The organism is Nonomuraea sp. AD125B, from assembly GCF_041402765.1.
Lineage (GTDB): Bacteria > Actinomycetota > Actinomycetes > Streptosporangiales > Streptosporangiaceae > Nonomuraea > Nonomuraea bangladeshensis.
This window is the reverse complement of record NZ_JBGLOU010000012.1, coordinates 108,656-123,632: the sequence shown is the minus strand read 5'-3', so window position 1 is coordinate 123,632 and position 14,977 is coordinate 108,656. Positions and strand designations below refer to the sequence as shown.

General features: G+C 70.9%; 15 protein-coding genes. 10 read left to right on the top strand and 5 right to left on the bottom strand.

What is annotated here, in order from left to right:
- Positions 1-11: 11 nt before the first annotated feature.
- Positions 12-656 carry a CoA pyrophosphatase gene (locus ACBR40_RS29810; protein ID WP_344208421.1) on the top strand — a complete coding sequence of 215 codons (645 nt, stop codon included), beginning with the start codon at positions 12-14 and terminating at the stop codon, positions 654-656.
- On the opposite strand, the gene ACBR40_RS29805 is transcribed toward ACBR40_RS29810, so the two are convergent.
- Positions 653-1,165: a HEAT repeat domain-containing protein gene (locus ACBR40_RS29805; protein ID WP_344208419.1), complete on the bottom strand. Its 513-nt coding sequence runs from the start codon at positions 1,163-1,165 to the stop codon at positions 653-655. The two genes, ACBR40_RS29810 and ACBR40_RS29805, sit on opposite strands and share 4 nt — an antisense overlap.
- 81 nt (positions 1,166-1,246) lie before the next feature.
- Here ACBR40_RS29805 and ACBR40_RS29800 point away from each other — a divergent pair, with 81 nt between their 5' ends.
- Complete coding sequence (locus tag ACBR40_RS29800; protein ID WP_344208417.1) at positions 1,247-2,437, top strand: MarP family serine protease; 1,191 nt, start codon at positions 1,247-1,249, stop codon at positions 2,435-2,437.
- 4 nt (positions 2,438-2,441) lie between these two features.
- On the opposite strand, the gene ACBR40_RS29795 is transcribed toward ACBR40_RS29800, so the two are convergent.
- The 4 genes from ACBR40_RS29795 to acs form a co-directional block, all read right to left on the bottom strand.
- Positions 2,442-2,885 carry a DUF309 domain-containing protein gene (locus ACBR40_RS29795; protein ID WP_371250889.1) on the bottom strand — a complete coding sequence of 148 codons (444 nt, stop codon included), beginning with the start codon at positions 2,883-2,885 and terminating at the stop codon, positions 2,442-2,444.
- A 26-nt stretch (positions 2,886-2,911) separates the two neighbouring features.
- A complete protein-coding gene (locus ACBR40_RS29790) occupies positions 2,912-3,832 on the bottom strand; it encodes an alpha/beta fold hydrolase (protein ID WP_371250888.1) in 921 nt (306 codons plus the stop codon).
- Positions 3,822-4,283 (bottom strand): phage holin family protein, encoded by a 462-nt coding sequence (locus tag ACBR40_RS29785; RefSeq protein ID WP_344208412.1) that lies wholly within the window; start codon positions 4,281-4,283, stop codon positions 3,822-3,824. The genes ACBR40_RS29790 and ACBR40_RS29785 overlap by 11 nt, the downstream gene beginning before the upstream one ends.
- Positions 4,284-4,466: 183 nt before the next feature.
- On the bottom strand, positions 4,467-6,440 hold the full coding sequence (gene acs, locus ACBR40_RS29780) for an acetate--CoA ligase (RefSeq protein WP_344208410.1): 1,974 nt from the start codon (positions 6,438-6,440) through the stop codon (positions 4,467-4,469).
- A gap of 419 nt (positions 6,441-6,859) precedes the next feature.
- Between acs and ACBR40_RS29775 the strand changes: the two genes are divergently transcribed.
- The 8 genes from ACBR40_RS29775 (at position 6,860) to ACBR40_RS29740 (ending at position 14,971) form a co-directional block, all read left to right on the top strand.
- Positions 6,860-7,639, top strand: coding sequence for an oxidoreductase (locus tag ACBR40_RS29775; protein ID WP_344208408.1), 780 nt, complete (start codon positions 6,860-6,862; stop codon positions 7,637-7,639).
- A gap of 868 nt (positions 7,640-8,507) precedes the next feature.
- Complete coding sequence (ssd, locus tag ACBR40_RS29770; protein WP_344208406.1) at positions 8,508-9,587, top strand: septum site-determining protein Ssd; 1,080 nt, start codon at positions 8,508-8,510, stop codon at positions 9,585-9,587.
- A gap of 92 nt (positions 9,588-9,679) precedes the next feature.
- Positions 9,680-10,915, top strand: coding sequence for a TadA family conjugal transfer-associated ATPase (locus tag ACBR40_RS29765; RefSeq protein ID WP_371250887.1), 1,236 nt, complete (start codon positions 9,680-9,682; stop codon positions 10,913-10,915).
- Between the two features lie 38 nt (positions 10,916-10,953).
- Positions 10,954-11,667: a type II secretion system F family protein gene (locus tag ACBR40_RS29760; protein ID WP_371250886.1), complete on the top strand. Its 714-nt coding sequence runs from the start codon at positions 10,954-10,956 to the stop codon at positions 11,665-11,667.
- A gap of 236 nt (positions 11,668-11,903) precedes the next feature.
- Positions 11,904-12,770 carry a type II secretion system F family protein gene (locus ACBR40_RS29755; protein ID WP_371250885.1) on the top strand — a complete coding sequence of 289 codons (867 nt, stop codon included), beginning with the start codon at positions 11,904-11,906 and terminating at the stop codon, positions 12,768-12,770.
- A gap of 641 nt (positions 12,771-13,411) precedes the next feature.
- Positions 13,412-13,921 carry a DUF4244 domain-containing protein gene (locus tag ACBR40_RS29750; RefSeq protein ID WP_371250884.1) on the top strand — a complete coding sequence of 170 codons (510 nt, stop codon included), beginning with the start codon at positions 13,412-13,414 and terminating at the stop codon, positions 13,919-13,921.
- Positions 13,918-14,292, top strand: coding sequence for a TadE family type IV pilus minor pilin (locus ACBR40_RS29745; RefSeq protein WP_371250883.1), 375 nt, complete (start codon positions 13,918-13,920; stop codon positions 14,290-14,292). Before ACBR40_RS29750 ends, ACBR40_RS29745 begins: the two co-directional genes overlap by 4 nt.
- 235 nt (positions 14,293-14,527) lie before the next feature.
- Positions 14,528-14,971, top strand: coding sequence for an Rv3654c family TadE-like protein (locus ACBR40_RS29740; RefSeq protein ID WP_371250882.1), 444 nt, complete (start codon positions 14,528-14,530; stop codon positions 14,969-14,971).
- The last annotated feature ends 6 nt before the right edge of the window (positions 14,972-14,977 follow it).

Genomic DNA, 14,977 nt, shown 5'->3' with positions numbered 1-14,977 from the left:
TTGGAGGATGCGTGACCCAAGTCCCCCATTGGCTGATCCGCCTGGCGGACCAGTCCCAGCGGCTCAGCGTCCCCCGATACCTGCGGCCGCCCGACGGACGCGGCCGGCGCGCGGCGGTGCTCATGCTGTTCGGCGAGGGGCCGTACGGTCCCGACGTGCTGCTCATCCAGCGCAGCAGGCGCGGCCGCAGGCACCCGGGCCAGCCCGCGTTCCCCGGCGGCGGCGTGGACCCGGAGGACGGCGGCCCCGTCGAGGCGGCGCTGCGCGAGGCCGAGGAGGAGACCGGGGCCGACCCGCGCGGGGTGCACGTGCTCGGCACCCTGCCCGAGCTCTACCTGCACCACAGCGACAACCGGGTCACGCCCGTCGTCGCCTGGTGGCGGGAGCCGTCGGCGGTGCACGCGGCCTCACCCGACGAGGTCGACTCGGTCGAACGGGTGCCGATCGCCGAGCTGGTCGATCCGGCCAACCGGTTCACGCTGCGGCTGCCCACGGGCATCGCGGGGCCGGCGTTCCAGGTGCGGGGCATGCTCGTGTGGGGCTTCACCGCGATGGTGCTCGACCGCACGCTGGGCGCGGCCGGGCTCGACCAGCCGTGGGACACCTCGCGGGTGACGGAGCTGCCGCTGGAGTCCCTGACCGCCCGCCGCGTCTAACGGCCGGACCAGAGGGCGACCCCGAGCGAGGCCCATCCGGCCACGTCGGCGTCGCTGTCGGCGGCCAGCGTCCGCAGCGTCCGCAACCCCGACGGGTCCGGCGGGTCGCCGAGCACGTGCTGGAGCGCGTACGCGGCCCCGTAGCGCACCCGGGGGTCGCGGTGCGCGGCCAGCTCGATCACGGTCGGCAGCGAGCGCGGGTCGGCCAGGTGCCCGAAGGCGATCAGCACCGAGTAGAGCACCATGACGTCGTCCTCGCTGGCCGCCAGGTAGCGCAGCACCGGCAGCGTGCGGTCGGCGAACGGCCGCAGCATCCCCATGATGTCCACCCCGAGCAGCCGCTCGGTGACGGTGTCGGCCGCGCACAACCGGCGGGCCTCGATGAAGGACTCCAGGTCGCCGCGCTGACGCAGCACGGAGATCACATGCCAGCGCAGCGGGCCGTCGGGATCGCTGTCACGCAGCGCGGCCTCGATGAGATCGCGAACTGTTCCCTCGGCCTGCGGCATAGCGCCAAGGTAGCCAGGAGGGTGACGCGGTCCTGGCCGAAGACGTGCACGCTTGACCTTATCCCTGGATACCTTTGAAGCGTGCGCGGTGATCTGCTTGACCTCATCCTGATCGGCCTCGTGGTCGCCTTCGGCATCTCGGGTTACCGTCAGGGCTTCATCATCGGGGCGATGAGCTTCGTGGGGTTCGTCGGCGGCGCCGTGCTCGGGGTCTTCATCGCGCCCCCCGTCTCCCGCGCCGTCGTCGACGGCGACACGCCGCAGGCACTGCTGGCCATCGTGATCGTGTTCCTGTCGGCCACGATCGGGCAGTTCGCCTCCTCGACGATCGGCGCGGTCGTGCGCAGCCACGTCACGTGGGAGCCCGCGAAGGTGGCCGACGCGGTCGGCGGCACGTTCGCCAGCGCACTGTCGGTGCTGGTCATCGCCTGGCTGATCGGGTCGCTGATCGTCTCCACGTCGTTCACGCCGCTGGTCGACCAGGTCAAGAACTCCGCGCTGCTCACCACCGTGGACGACGCGATCCCGCAGGCGGCGCGCAACTGGCAGGCGCCGTTCAAGAGGTTCATCGACCGCTCGGAGTTCCCGCCGGTCTTCGACGACATAGGGGCGGGGCAGCTCTTCGACGTGCCGCCGCCCGACCAGAGCGTGCTGCAGGGCAACCGGCTCTCCCGGGCCCGCCGCGCCATCGTCAAGGTGCAGGGCGACGCGCAGAGCTGCAACAAGCACATCGAGGGCACCGGCTTCGTCTACGCCCCCGGCCGCATCATGACCAACGCGCACGTCGTCGCCGGCGTCACCCGCGACCTGGAGGTCGTCGACTACAACAACGCCCGCCACCGGGCCACGGTCGTGCGCTACAACCCGCGCCGCGACATCGCCATCCTCCACGTCCCCGGCCTCGACCTGCCGCAGCTCACCTTCGACGGCGAGGGCAGGCGCGGCGACAACGCGATCATCGCCGGGTTCCCCAAGGGCAAGGGCTTCACCGCCGAGCCCGCCCGCATCGGCGGCAAGCTTGACGCCGAGGGCCCCGACATCTACCGCGACACGACGGTGACCCGCAAGGTCTACCAGATCCGCGGCCTCGTGCTCCCCGGCAACTCCGGCGGCCCGCTGCTCACCGTGGACGGCCGCGTGTTCGGCGTGATCTTCGCGGCGGCCGTCAACGAGCAGGAGACCGGCTACGTCCTGACGGCCGAGGAGGTCGCCTCCGACGCCTCGCTCGGCCGCACCGACACCTCGCCGGCCAGCACGCAGAAGTGCGACTGACCGGCTAGCCCGGCAGCTTCTCCAGGATCAGGGCGATCGCCTCGCCGGGGTCGCTGTCCTGGCCCAGGCCGGAGGCGACCTTGCCGACGGCGTCGTACGCGCCGCCGGACGCCTGCACCCGGGCCGCGCCCCGCGCGAACAGCGTGAGCGCGCCGCGCCCGTTGCCGCGCTGCAGGTGCGTGAGCCCGACGCAGATCTGCGCGAGTCCCTGCCACAGCTCGCGCTCCTCCTCCGGGGCGCACTTCCACCGGCCCTCGAACACCTCGTGGGCGTGGAACGGCATCCCCTCGGCGAGGAACCGCCGCCCGTCGGCGAGCGCCTGCTCGGCGGTGGGCGCGTAGTCGTCGGGAACCCTCGGCACGCCGGGGGAGCCGTAGGGGAGCGGCCTGCCGTACGCGTCGCGCGGCCGGGCGTTGCGCGGCCGGCCCTCGGGGTCGCGGTCTCTCATCTCTCAGGCTTTCTCGTCGGGCTCGCTCACCGGTCGGGCTCTGGGTCGGTCAGCCAGCCGAGCAGCTCGGTGTCGAACGCGTCGGGGATCTCCTCGTGCGGGAAGTGGCCGGCGCCCTCGAACAGCCGCCATCGGTAGGGGGCGGCGACGTACCGGCTCGAACCCTGGGCCGTGCGGGGCAGCACGCGCGGGTCGAGCGCCCCGTGCAGGTGCAGCGTGGGCGCCTCGATCTCCGTGCGCATGGCGCGGGCGAAGCGCCGCCCGTCGGGCCGGAGCTGGGAGCGGCCGAACCAGCGGTGGTATTCCAGCGCGCAGTGCGCCACCGTCGGGATGCGGAACGCCTCGCGGTAGACCTGCGCCTCCTCGTCCTCCGGCCAGCCCGGCCCCGACCAGTCGCGCAGGAACCGGCCGACCAGCGCACCGCCCTTGCGGGTGAGCCGGTGCTCCGGCAGCAGCGGCACCTGGAAGCCGAGCGCCTGCCTGCTGGCCTTGAGCTGCCCCATCGGGTCGGTGAGCAGCGCGTTGCGCAGCCGCAGCGGGTGGGGGGCGGACACGGCGACCAGCCGGTGCACGCACTTGGGGTCGAGCACGGCCATCGTCCAGGCCAGCAGCCCGCCCCAGTCGTGCCCGACCACGATCGCCCCGGTCTCGCCCAGCGCGCGGATCAGCCCGGCCGCGTCGGCGGCCAGCGTGGGCAGGTCGTAGCCACGCGGCGGCTTGTCGCTGCCGCCGTAGCCGCGAAGGTCGGCCGCGACCGCCCGGTAGCCCGCCTTCGGCAGGGAGACGAGCTGGTGCCGCCAGGTCCACCAGAACTGCGGGAACCCGTGCAGCAGCAGGACCAGCGGGCCGTCACCGGCCTCCACGACGTGGAAGCGGGTGCCGCCCGCGTGCACCGCGCGGTGCGTCCAGGGGCCCTCGATCTGGACGACCGACTCGTCAGGTCGCATCTCGGGCCACCGGCTCGCGATCTCGGGCCGCCGGCCGGGCGTCGGGGGCGGTGGCGGGAAGCGCCTCGTCCTCGGGGGTGGCGATCTCCTTGAGCCCCCTGAGCGAGGCGGCGGTGCGCTTCATCCCGGCGAGGCCCTTCAGCCGCCGGATCCCGACGAACACCAGCAGACCCGCGACCAGCAGGTAGAACACGGTCACGATGAGGAAGGCCGCCCAGGTGGGCAGCCACTGGTCCAGCACGAACGCGATCGTGACCGAGGCGAGGATCAGGCACAGGTGCGCCATGAAGGCCGCGGCGGCGAACAGCCCGCCCGCCATGCCCACCCGCTTGGCGTCGAACCTGAACTCGGCCTTGGCCAGCTCGATCTCCGAGCGGACCAGGGTCGAGATCTGACTGCTCGCCTGGGCGACCAGGGAGCCCAGGGATTCTTCCTCGGGAGTCTGCGGCATGAACGTCTCCTATCGAGGCCCGGGGGCCGTGTCAATCATCATCCAGCGCAGCGCGACGGCCGCTTACTTCCCAAGGACGAGCCGCGCTATCACTCCCAGAACTACCCGATCGGAGAACATAGCGCCGACGCAGAAGGGGCGCACGTCCACGGTGTGTGACATGCGCCCCTTATGTGCGAAGGGTCAGTCGTCGGACTTGGCGGACGGGAGCTTCTCCGCGATGAGGTTCATCACCGTGCTGTCGGCGAGCGTGGTGACGTCGCCGATGCTGCGGTTCTCGGCCACGTCGCGCAGGAGGCGGCGCATGATCTTGCCGGAACGGGTCTTGGGCAGCTCGGGCACCACCAGGATCTGCCGCGGCTTGGCGATCGGGCCGAGCGTCTTGGCCACGTGGTTGCGCAGCTCGGAGGCGATGTCGTCGCTCTCCTCGACGCTGCCGCGCAGGATCACGAACGACACGATGGCCTGGCCCGTCACCGGGTCCGTCGCGCCCACGACCGCCGCCTCGGCCACCTTCGGGTGGCTGACCAGCGCGCTCTCCACCTCAGTGGTGGAGATGTTGTGCCCGGAGACCAGCATGACGTCGTCGACCCGGCCGAGCAGCCAGAGGTCGCCGTCCTCGTCCTTCTTGGCGCCGTCGCCGGGGAAGTACATCCCCTCGAAACGGCTCCAGTAGGTGTCGATGTAGCGCTGGTCGTCGCCCCAGATCGTACGCAGCATGGAGGGCCACGGCTCGCGTACGACGAGGAAGCCGCCCCCGCCGTTGGGGACGCTGTTGCCCTGGTCGTCCACCACGTCGGCGGCGACGCCCGGCAGCGGGCGCATCGCGGCGCCCGGCTTGGCGGCGGTGATGCCGGGCAGCGGGCTGATCATGATGGCGCCGGTCTCGGTCTGCCACCACGTGTCGACGACCGGGCAGCGGTCGCCGCCGATGTGCTCGCGGTACCAGACGTACGCCTCCGGGTTGATCGGCTCGCCGACCGAGCCCAGGACCCGCAGGCTGGACATGTCGTACTTGGCGGGGATGTCGTCTCCCCACTTCATGAACGTACGGATCGCCGTCGGCGCCGTGTAGAGGATCGTGACCTTGTACTTCTGCACGATCTCCCAGAACCGGCCGCGGTGCGGCGTGTCGGGGGTGCCCTCGTAGATGACGCTGGTCGCGCCGTTGGCCAGCGGGCCGTAGACGATGTAGGAGTGGCCGGTGACCCAGCCGATGTCCGCCGTGCACCAGTAGATGTCGGTCTCGGGCTTGAGGTCGAAGACCGCGTGGTGCGTCCAGGCCGTCTGCGTCAGGTAGCCGCCGGTCGTGTGCAGGATGCCCTTGGGCTTACCGGTGGTGCCGCTGGTGTAGAGGATGTACAGCGGGTCCTCGGCGTCGTTCGGCTGCGGGGTGTGCTGGTCGCTCTGGCGGTCGACCACGTCGTGCCACCACAGGTCCTTCTCACCGAACGCGACGTCCTGGCCGGTGCGCCGGACCACGAGGACGTTCTCGACCTGCGGGCACTCGGCGACGGCCTCGTCCACGGTCGGCTTGAGCGCGCTCGGCTTGCCCCGGCGGTAGCCGCCGTCGGCCGTGATCACCAGCTTGGCGTCGGCGTCGTCGATGCGGCTCTTCAGCGCCGTGGCGGAGAAGCCGCCGAACACCACCGAGTGGACCGCGCCGATGCGGGCGCAGGCCAGCATCGCGATCGGCAGCTCGGGGATCATCGGCATGTAGATCGCGACCCGGTCGCCCTTGCCCACGCCCAGCTCGGCCAGCGCGTTGGCGGCCTTGCTGACCTCGGACTTCAGGTCGTTGTAGGTGAGGACGCGGGTGTCGTCCTCCGGCTCGCCCTCCCAGTAGTAGGCGACCTTGTCGCCCCGGCCCTCCTCGACGTGGCGGTCCACGCAGTTGTAGGCCACGTTGAGCTCCCCGCCGATGAACCACTTGGCGAAGGGAGGGTTCCACTCCAGGGTCCTGTCCCACCGCTTGGCCCACGTCAGCCGCTCGGCCGCGTGCTCCCAGAAGGCGAGTCGGTCGGCGGCGGCCTCGTCGTACGCGGCGGCGGTCACGTTCGCGGACGCCGCGAGGTCGGCCGGAGGTGCGAACCGGCGGTTCTCCTGCAGCAGATTGGACAGCGCCTGGGTCTCGTTGCCAGGGGTCTCCGGGGCCACCTCGTGCTCCTTCTATGGCCAGGTTGGATAGGTCGTGTCCCACTTCACCAGCTCACGGCCCTCGCACACAAGAGGTCTAGACAGGTCTGTACCTCGGTGGCGGGGAGCGGAGGCTTGGTTATCGGGTGGGGTTATCTTCGCAATTGAAATGTTGTCATCCTGAAATCCAGAGAATATGCGAGCGGGGAGTGGCGGTTTTATGGGCCCCCCGGGGTGGCGGTTTGGGGGCGTACGGTAAAGGGGGGTCTGACGGCCCTCCCGGACGCTCTGCGTGACCCCGCGCCATGGGGTCCCGCCTCCGTCTGCCGGCTGCCTCTGCGTGACCCCCGCCTCGGGGTCCCACCCCTGTCCGCCGGCTCCCTCTGCCTCCTCCTGCCTTGTCGCAGGTGGACCGTACCGGCCCGGTAGGGTCAGTCCTCGTGAGTGACCCTTTGGCCGTCATCGCGACCTTCCCCGGCGTGCAGGAGGCCGTGGACGAGGCCCGTCAGTCCGTCGACCGGCTCTACCGCCACCGTGTGCTCCGCCGCGCCAGCCCGGCCGTCTCCACGGAGTCGTCGCTGCGCGGCGCCCGCGCCTCGGCCGCCATCGAGGGTGCGGACGTCCCCTTGGACGCCCTGCGCCGCGACGAGATCCACGACCCGCTGGTGCAGGGCGCCCTGCGCGCGTCGGCGGAAATGGGCAGGCTGGGCCCGACCTGGCGCCGCGCGCCCCGGCAGGTCCTCGCCCGCCTGCACACGGTCGCCGCCGCCGGCCTCGCCCCGGAGGACGCCCTGGGTCGTCCCAGGTCGGGGGACGACGCCCCCGACCCGTTCGGCCTCGGCCCGGCCCCGGACGCCAAGGAGACGGCCGTACGCGTGGACGGCCTCATGGACCTCCTCGGACGCCCCACGAAGGCTCCCGCGATCGTGCTGGCGGCCGTGGTGCACGCCGAGCTGGCGGTGTTGCGGCCGTTCGGCGTGGCGGACGGCGTGGTGGCGCGCTCGGCCGAGCGGCTGACCCTGGTCGAGTACGGGCTGGACCCGAAGTCGCTGGTGGCGGTGGAGGTGGGGCATCACGAGCTGCCGTACGCGGAGGCGCTGCGGTCGTACCTGAGCGGCACTCCCGACGGCGTCGCCCAGTGGGTACAGCATTGTGCCTCCGCGGTAAGCCTCGGCGTCCGCGAGACCACCGCCATCTGCGAGGCCATGCAAAGAGGCTGACCGGTGCTCGTCCCGCGGCCGACCGTAACGCGCTCTGCCTGCGAAGGACCTGGTAAGACGTCCTACCGACATAGCTGACGGCGTCTCAATACCGAGACGCCGTCTGCCAGTGCATCACGCCGGGTTACCAAGCGTGCACCTGTATCCGTCGGAGCGGGTCAAGCCCGTCACGACGCGCCTCCCGCGGCTGGTCGCACGTGGGTGCCCGACTCGATGCACCCGGACCATTGGTCCGTAAGACCTTTCTACGTCGGATTCGCCCTGCTGGGAACCCCTCAGGGCAAGACCTTTACCTGTGCGCGTACGCACCCGCGCCGCCGCCCTGTCCCGCCCGCGCCGGAGCCTTCCCGCCGCCGGGCGAGCCCGCCTCGCCGATCACTCTCCGTGATCTTCTTTATGTGATCGTTATCAATTCACGAAAAAACTTGGCGAAAATGCGAGATTACTGCTCGACGAAACTCGATCGGATCGGGCAGCATACGTTGGTATCGCCCAGGAACTGGAGCGCACTTGCGCGGGATGGCTTTGCGGGTCCCTTGCCAGGCTGTGGTGAAGTGATGAAAGCTTTCTTCTGAAACGGGACCGGCTCTACCCCCCCGGAGCCGGACCGATCAGGCGACCCCCGCTCTCCCCCCCGGCGGGGGTCGCCCCTTTTCCCCGCCTCCCGGTCATGGGACCGGTCTCCGTACGCTCGCCCACTGGCACTCGCGCGCACTCGTGGGCTCACCCGCAGCAGGCACTGGTGGAGCTCATCCACAGGCCCGCGTACGTGGAACCCCCTCATCCACAGAACCCCGTTCGGCCCCTCGCGGCACCTGCCCTCCGCCCCACCCTGGACCTCCCACCACCCACGAACGGGAGGCCCCGATTGCACCGTCCCTTGGTCATCACCGACGACCCCGCCCTCCTCGACGACCTGGTCCGCATAGCGGCGGCAGCCGGCGCCCAGCTCGACGTGGCTCAGCTCCCCGCCCACGCCCGCCCGCACTGGAACCTCGCCCCACTCGTGGCGATCGGCGCGGACCAGGCGGACGCCGTGGCCGCGACCGCACCCCCACCCCGCGACCAGGTCCTCCTCGTCACCCGCACCACCGACGACCCCGACACCTGGCGAAGGTGCGTCGCAGCAGGCGCCCAGGCCGTCGTCACCCTCCCCGGCGACGAACGCCACCTCGTCGACCGCTTCGCCGACGCCATGGAGCCGGAGCCCCGCTCAGGCCCGGTGATCTGCGTGCTGGGCGGCCGAGGCGGTGCGGGCGCAAGCGTCCTGTCGGCCTGCCTCGCCCTTCACGCCTCCGGCGGCGCCCGACTCCACACCCTCCTCGTGGACGCGGACCCGCTGGGCGGCGGCATCGACGCGCTGCTGGGCCACGAGGAAGCGCCGGGAGCCCGCTGGGGCGATCTCGTCGCCAGAGAGGGGCGCATCAGCAGCAGCGCCCTGCAGAAGGCCCTGCCCGCGTTCGGCGACCTCGCGATCCTCTCCTTCCACAGGGGTGAGGCGGCCCCGATCCCCGCCCAGGCCATGCGATCGGTCCTCGACGCCGGTCAGCGAGGCTTCGACCTGGTGGTCGTGGACCTCCCACGCCACTTCGACCCGGCCACCGCCGAAGCCCTCACCAGGGCGAAGACCACCCTGCTGGTGGCCGCGGCGGACGTACGCGGCGTCCTCTCCGCGCGCCAGGTGCTGGGCGAAGCCGGCAAGCACACGACCGACCTCCGCACGATCCTCCGCCCGGGCATCGTGGACGCCGACACCGCCGCCGCCTCCCTCGGCATCCCCTACGCGGGCACCCTCCCCGACCTGCCCCGGCTCACCGCCACCCTCAACCGCGGCGAGCTCCCCAAACTGGGCCCCCGCACCGCCCTGGGCACCCTCTGCGCCTCCCTCCTCCAAGACCTCCTCACTCCTGAGAACGCTTCCCCCCGAGCGGACAGGCAGCTCACATGACACCGCCCCACGCCCACCTCGACGAGTCGGCACAACCCACCAAAACACCGCTCACCACCACCCAGCCCCCACCCGGCAGAACCTCACCCAGGATGGCCACCACCTGGCCGGCCACGCCTCCGCCCACGGCGCCCCCGCCATCGGTGTCCTCCGAACTCGTCGAGGCCGTCCGCGTACGCCTCGCCCGCACCGGCGCCGAACCCAGCGCCGCCCAGGTCGCCGTAGCCCTGCGAGCGGAGAAGGCGGTCTACGGCGACGCCGAGATCCTCGCCGTTGCCCGCGCCCTCTGCGCGGACCTGATCGGAGCCGGCCCCCTGGAGCCGCTCCTCGCCCGCCCTGACGTCACAGACGTCCTGGTCAACGGCCCGGACGAGGTATGGCTGGACGACGGCACCGGCCTCAGCCGCACCCCCATCCGCTTCACCGACGACGCCGCCGTACGCCGCCTCGCCCAGCGCCTCGCCGCCGCCGCGGGACGACGCCTGGACGACGCCTCGCCTTACGTGGACGCGCGACTCGCGGGCGGCGTACGCCTCCACGCCGTGCTTCCGCCCATAGCCCCCGAAGGCACCTGCCTGTCCCTACGCCTGCCGCCACGCCGTACGTTCACCCTGCACGACCTCGTCAAGGCGGGCACGATCACACAGCCGGCCGTCGCGATGCTCACGGCGATGGTCTCCGCCAGACTGGCCTTCCTGGTGACCGGCGGCACCGGCACGGGCAAGACGACCCTGCTCTCGGGGCTCCTCTCCCTGGCCGACCCGGGCGAACGCCTCCTCCTCGTGGAGGATTCGGCCGAACTCCGCCCCTTCCACCCTCACGTGGTCCGCCTCGAAACCCGTCCACCGAACCTGGAGGGCGCCGGCGGCGTGAACCTCCGCGACCTGGTACGCCAGGCCCTGCGCATGCGCCCCGACCGCCTCGTGGTGGGCGAGGTCAGGGGGTCCGAGGTCGTGGACTTGCTCGCCGCCCTCAACACGGGCCACGAGGGCGGCTGCGGCACGCTTCACGCGAACACCGCCGCCGACGTGCCACCCCGGCTGGAAGCTCTGGGCTGCGCGGCCGGACTGAGCCGCGAGGCCGTCCACAGTCAACTGGCCGCCGCCCTGGACGCCGTCATCCACCTGACCCGCGACCGCCACAACGGCCGAAGACGCATCGCCGAGATCTGCCTGCTCACCCGGACATCCACAGGCTTCGTCGAGTCCCTGCCCGCCGTGACCTTCGACCCGTCCGGCAACACCCACCTCGGCCCCGGCTACGAAGCCTTCTCGAATGCCGTACGCCCTCACCCCTGCCTCCCTCCCCACGGGCCGGCGAGCGCATAGACGCACCCGCCGCCCCTGACCCGCGAAGGGAAGAAACCGTGCCGACCGCAGTCTGGCTGGCCGCGTTGTCCACAGGCTTCGCCGTATGGCTGTGGACAACTCCCGCCACCGCCACAACGCGCCTGGCCAAGCTCACAGCGCTCGCCAAATCACACCAATCCCGCCCTTTCCGGACGCTCCTCCGTGCTCCACAGAGCCCGAAACGCCGTACCGAAGCCTGGCGACTGGCCTCCATCGAGCTCTGCCAGGCCCTCTCCGCCGAACTATCCACAGGCCGCACCCCGGGCGAAGCCCTGACCAGGGCGATGTCCGCAATCACCGTCCCCGACCCCGACCTCCTGCGCCCGGTCCTCGCCGCGGCGAGAGACGGCGGCGACGTCCCGACGGCCCTCACGAACGCGGCCCCGCCCCAGGGCGGCGAGGGCCTACGCCAACTGGCGGCCTGTTGGCAGGTGAGCATCACCACAGGAGCCGGCCTCGCCGCCTTGGCGGACCGCGTCGCCGCCACGTTACGCACAGCCCAACTCCACAGCCAGGACGTGACCGCTCAGCTCGCAGGCCCACGAACCACGGCCAAAATGCTCGCCGTCCTCCCCGTACTGGGCCTCCTCATGGCGGCCACGCTGAACATGAATCCCCTGCGTTTCCTGCTCGGCAGCCTCCCCGGCATCGCCTGCCTGACAACCGGCATCGCCCTGAACGCCTGCGGCCTGTGGTGGACCCACCACATGTCCACCAAGGCCGAACTCTGACAACGGCGCTGCTGTGTTGACTGGCGGGGTGCGGGGCCTGCTGTGCTGACTGGGGGGTGCGGGTGCTGCTGTGCTGACCGCGCGGGGTGCGGGGCTCCGATCGGCACCGCCACCAGCGATCCCGCGCCCAGCGCAACTCGGACCTCCACGCCATCACCTGCACCGACCAGTCGTGCCTACCACCTCAACCAACGGGACCCCCATTGCTCCCTTTGCTGTCCGCACTATTCGCCGCCATGGCCATTTGGTTCTGGCTCCCCTCGCACACGCCCAAGGACCGCCTGACCCGCCTGACCCGCGTGCCCCGCCTGAAGCCACCCACGAGCCCAGGCGACCAGCAAAGCCCGAACCTGCCCCCCGGCCTTGACCGCCGCCGACGTCCGAACCCCAAATCCCAGCCGCACGCCGCGGCGCTCGACCCCGCAACCACCACCACACACCCTGCCGACGCCGAACCGCCCCCGACATGGCTGGACCAACTCGGCAAGGGCTCTAGTTCGGGTGTCACCCGAAAGACCATCTTCATCGCAATCTCGGCAGGCCTGGCGATGACAGCCCTGATCGGAGGCGCCTTCGGCGTGATGGTAGGACTTCTCATAACTCCCGCTACCGGCATCTACTTGCACAAGAAACAACCCACACGGTCACAACAGGACCAGCAGCAGATCCTGACCGACCTCCCTTTCGCCGCCGACCTGATGACCGCCGGCCTCCTGGCAGGCTGCCCGGTCAGCGCCGCCACCGAGATCGCCGCCGACGCGATAGGCGGCCCTCTCGGCCGGCGCCTCGGCTGGGTGAGCACGCAACTGCGCCTCGGCGCGGACGCAGAACCCACCTGGGCCCTCCTGGCGAAGGACCCAGCATTAGGACAGCTCTCCCGAACCATGATCAGAGCCACCCAAAGCGGCACCCCCGTAGCCGATGCCCTGACCCGCCTGGCGGACGACGCCCGCGACGCGTCCAGGGCCGCCGCAGCGGCGGCAGCGAGGCGCGTCGGGGTCAAGGCAGTGGCCCCTCTGGGCCTGTGCTTCCTCCCGGCGTTCGTCCTCCTGGGCATAGTCCCGGTAGTGGCCGACCTCGCCTCCGCCCTCATCCTCCCGTAGCCACGCCACCTCCCATAGCCCCGCAACGATGACCTACAACCCGGCACTGCGCATTCCGCTAGCACCGTGTCGGACCACGCCTCACACAGCACCAGCGCGACCACGCCTCACACCAGCAGAGAGGGGTTACCGCTCACACCAGCACCACTGCGGACCACGCCGCACACCAGGCCACCATGGCTGGGGACCGGCAGCGCCACATGGGACAGCCGTGTCAGCTCAGGTCTCAGCACAGCCTTCCCATGAACACGCCGCCTTTCGTAGCCACGCCATCAGCTGCGCGGTCTCCCGCAGTTGCGCGGTCTCCCGCAGCTGCGCCGTCTCCCGCAGCCGCGCAGCGCTGAGCGGCAACTCGGCACATCGCTTCGCACCAGCACCAGTCCGCGCCACACGTCACCCACCCCCGCAACTGGGCACCGTCAGCGCCACAAGGGACAACTGCGCCAGCTCAGGCCTCAGCAGGCCACACCGTGATCCAATCCTCACCCAGCTGCCCCTACGCGCACCGCCTCCCGATCACCCCAGACACACTCGGCGCACAGTTATCCACAGAACGCCGCTCGGCCACTTCCGCCGGCTCGATCTCGACGAACCTGTAACCCGCCGGGCACAACCGGCTCCACCAAGCACCTGGAGGCACGATGCACAGCCCCGCCCCCACACCGGACGCCACCACGTCCACATCAGAAGCCGCCACTCCTCCACCGCCGCCCACCACCGCTCTGAAGCGAAACCACGAGAGCATCCCTCAGCCTCCGACCAGCCGCCCCACCTCACGGACAAGCCGCGCACTCGCCGCCCACGACAACACCACCACAGCCCCGACATCCCCTGTGTGGGAAGCCCCGGCGCCCGAACACACGGCTCCCAAGACGGACGACCCCCAGAAGCCTTCAGTCGACGGCTCCGACACTGACGGCCACAGCACCCACGCGAGAACCCCGAGGCGCCCGAGCCCTCATCCTCGCTCCAACAAGTGGCTGCACTACGCGGTCACAAACCGCGAGCGCGGCATGTCCACCGCCGAATACGCCGTAGGAACCATCGCGGCCTGCGCTTTCGCGGCGCTCCTCATGAAGATCGTCAGTGGCACAGAAGTCGCGGATCTGCTCACCGGCATCATCAGCCGAGCGCTGAAAACGGGCGAGTGAGCTTTCGCCCGAGGTTGCTTCCCCGAGGCGCTTCGGCAGCGCGAGGTTCTGTGACCGCTGAGACCGCCGCCGTGCTTCCGGCACTGATGATCGTCCTGGCAGCCGGTCTGTGGGCCATCCAGTCCGTCGCCGTCCAGCTCGAATGCGTGGACGCGGCCCGCGCCGCGGCCCGGGCCGCAGCGAGAGGCGAGCCCCTGGGGGAGGTCCGCGCGGTCGCCATCACGGCCACGAGCGCGGACGCGCAAGTAGACATCATCCGCGACCCGGAGACGACGAAAGTTCAGATCGCCGTTCAAGTGAGACCAGCATGGGGTTCGGCATTCCCGCCAGTACGCGTATCCGCCTCCGCCTTAGCCGACACAGAGCCGTAGTCGAGATCCATCACATCTGTCGCAAGCATTGCCGCATCGTCGCGACCACGGGGCCAGCTGACATGTGCCCACCTCATGGCCGCGCCGGATCGTGACGCGCGCCGCCACGGCCCCGTGGTCCACGCTGCGGCTCAAGCCAGTCAAGCCGAGGAGGACGTCATCACCTCCGTCGAAAGACATTCCGCACAAGCGGCGGATGAAGGGAAGCCAGGTGCAAGGAGTGGTTCGAGAACGCATGCATGACGGACGACGTCCGCCGCAGTCCTACCAGCGAAGACGCGCGCGGTTCGATGCGCGTCGGGGGCTGCGGGCCGTCACGCGAAGGGACGATGCCGATGCCGGCGAACGCGGATCCGCCACCTTGTGGGGTGTGGCCCTGATGGGGCTTCTGATGGCTGTGGCCACGGCTTTCGCCACGGCGGGCACCGCGCGCGTGGCCCGCCACCGCGTGAACGATGCGGCCGACCTCAGCGCTTTGGCGGCCGCCCGGCTCGCGCTGCTCGATCCGCAGGAAGCGTGCGCCCGAGCCGGCGCGCTGGCAGCCGGCAACGGCGTCGAGATGACCCGATGCGAGATCAGCGGCGAGGTGGCCGATGTCTGGACCGCTCTGTCGATCTCGCTACCGGTCGTAGGCACCGGGACTGTCAGAGGCAGAGCCCGAGCAGGCCCGGCCCCGTAACCGGAC

Bases quoted from the DNA above. Each gene is read 5' to 3' on its own strand.
- ACBR40_RS29795 (WP_371250889.1), bottom strand. From the start codon at position 2,885: ATGAGAGACCGCGACCCCGAGGGCCGGCCGCGCAACGCCCGGCCGCGC.
- ACBR40_RS29785 (WP_344208412.1), bottom strand. From the start codon at position 4,283: ATGCCGCAGACTCCCGAGGAAGAATCCCTGGGCTCCCTGGTCGCCCAG.
- ACBR40_RS29750 (WP_371250884.1), top strand. From the start codon at position 13,412: ATGCACAGCCCCGCCCCCACACCGGACGCCACCACGTCCACATCAGAA.
- ACBR40_RS29755 (WP_371250885.1), top strand. From the start codon at position 11,904: ATGGCCATTTGGTTCTGGCTCCCCTCGCACACGCCCAAGGACCGCCTG.
- ACBR40_RS29740 (WP_371250882.1), top strand. From the start codon at position 14,528: ATGCATGACGGACGACGTCCGCCGCAGTCCTACCAGCGAAGACGCGCG.
- ACBR40_RS29765 (WP_371250887.1), top strand. From the start codon at position 9,680: ATGGCCACCACCTGGCCGGCCACGCCTCCGCCCACGGCGCCCCCGCCA.
- ACBR40_RS29805 (WP_344208419.1), bottom strand. From the start codon at position 1,165: ATGCCGCAGGCCGAGGGAACAGTTCGCGATCTCATCGAGGCCGCGCTG.
- ACBR40_RS29790 (WP_371250888.1), bottom strand. From the start codon at position 3,832: ATGCGACCTGACGAGTCGGTCGTCCAGATCGAGGGCCCCTGGACGCAC.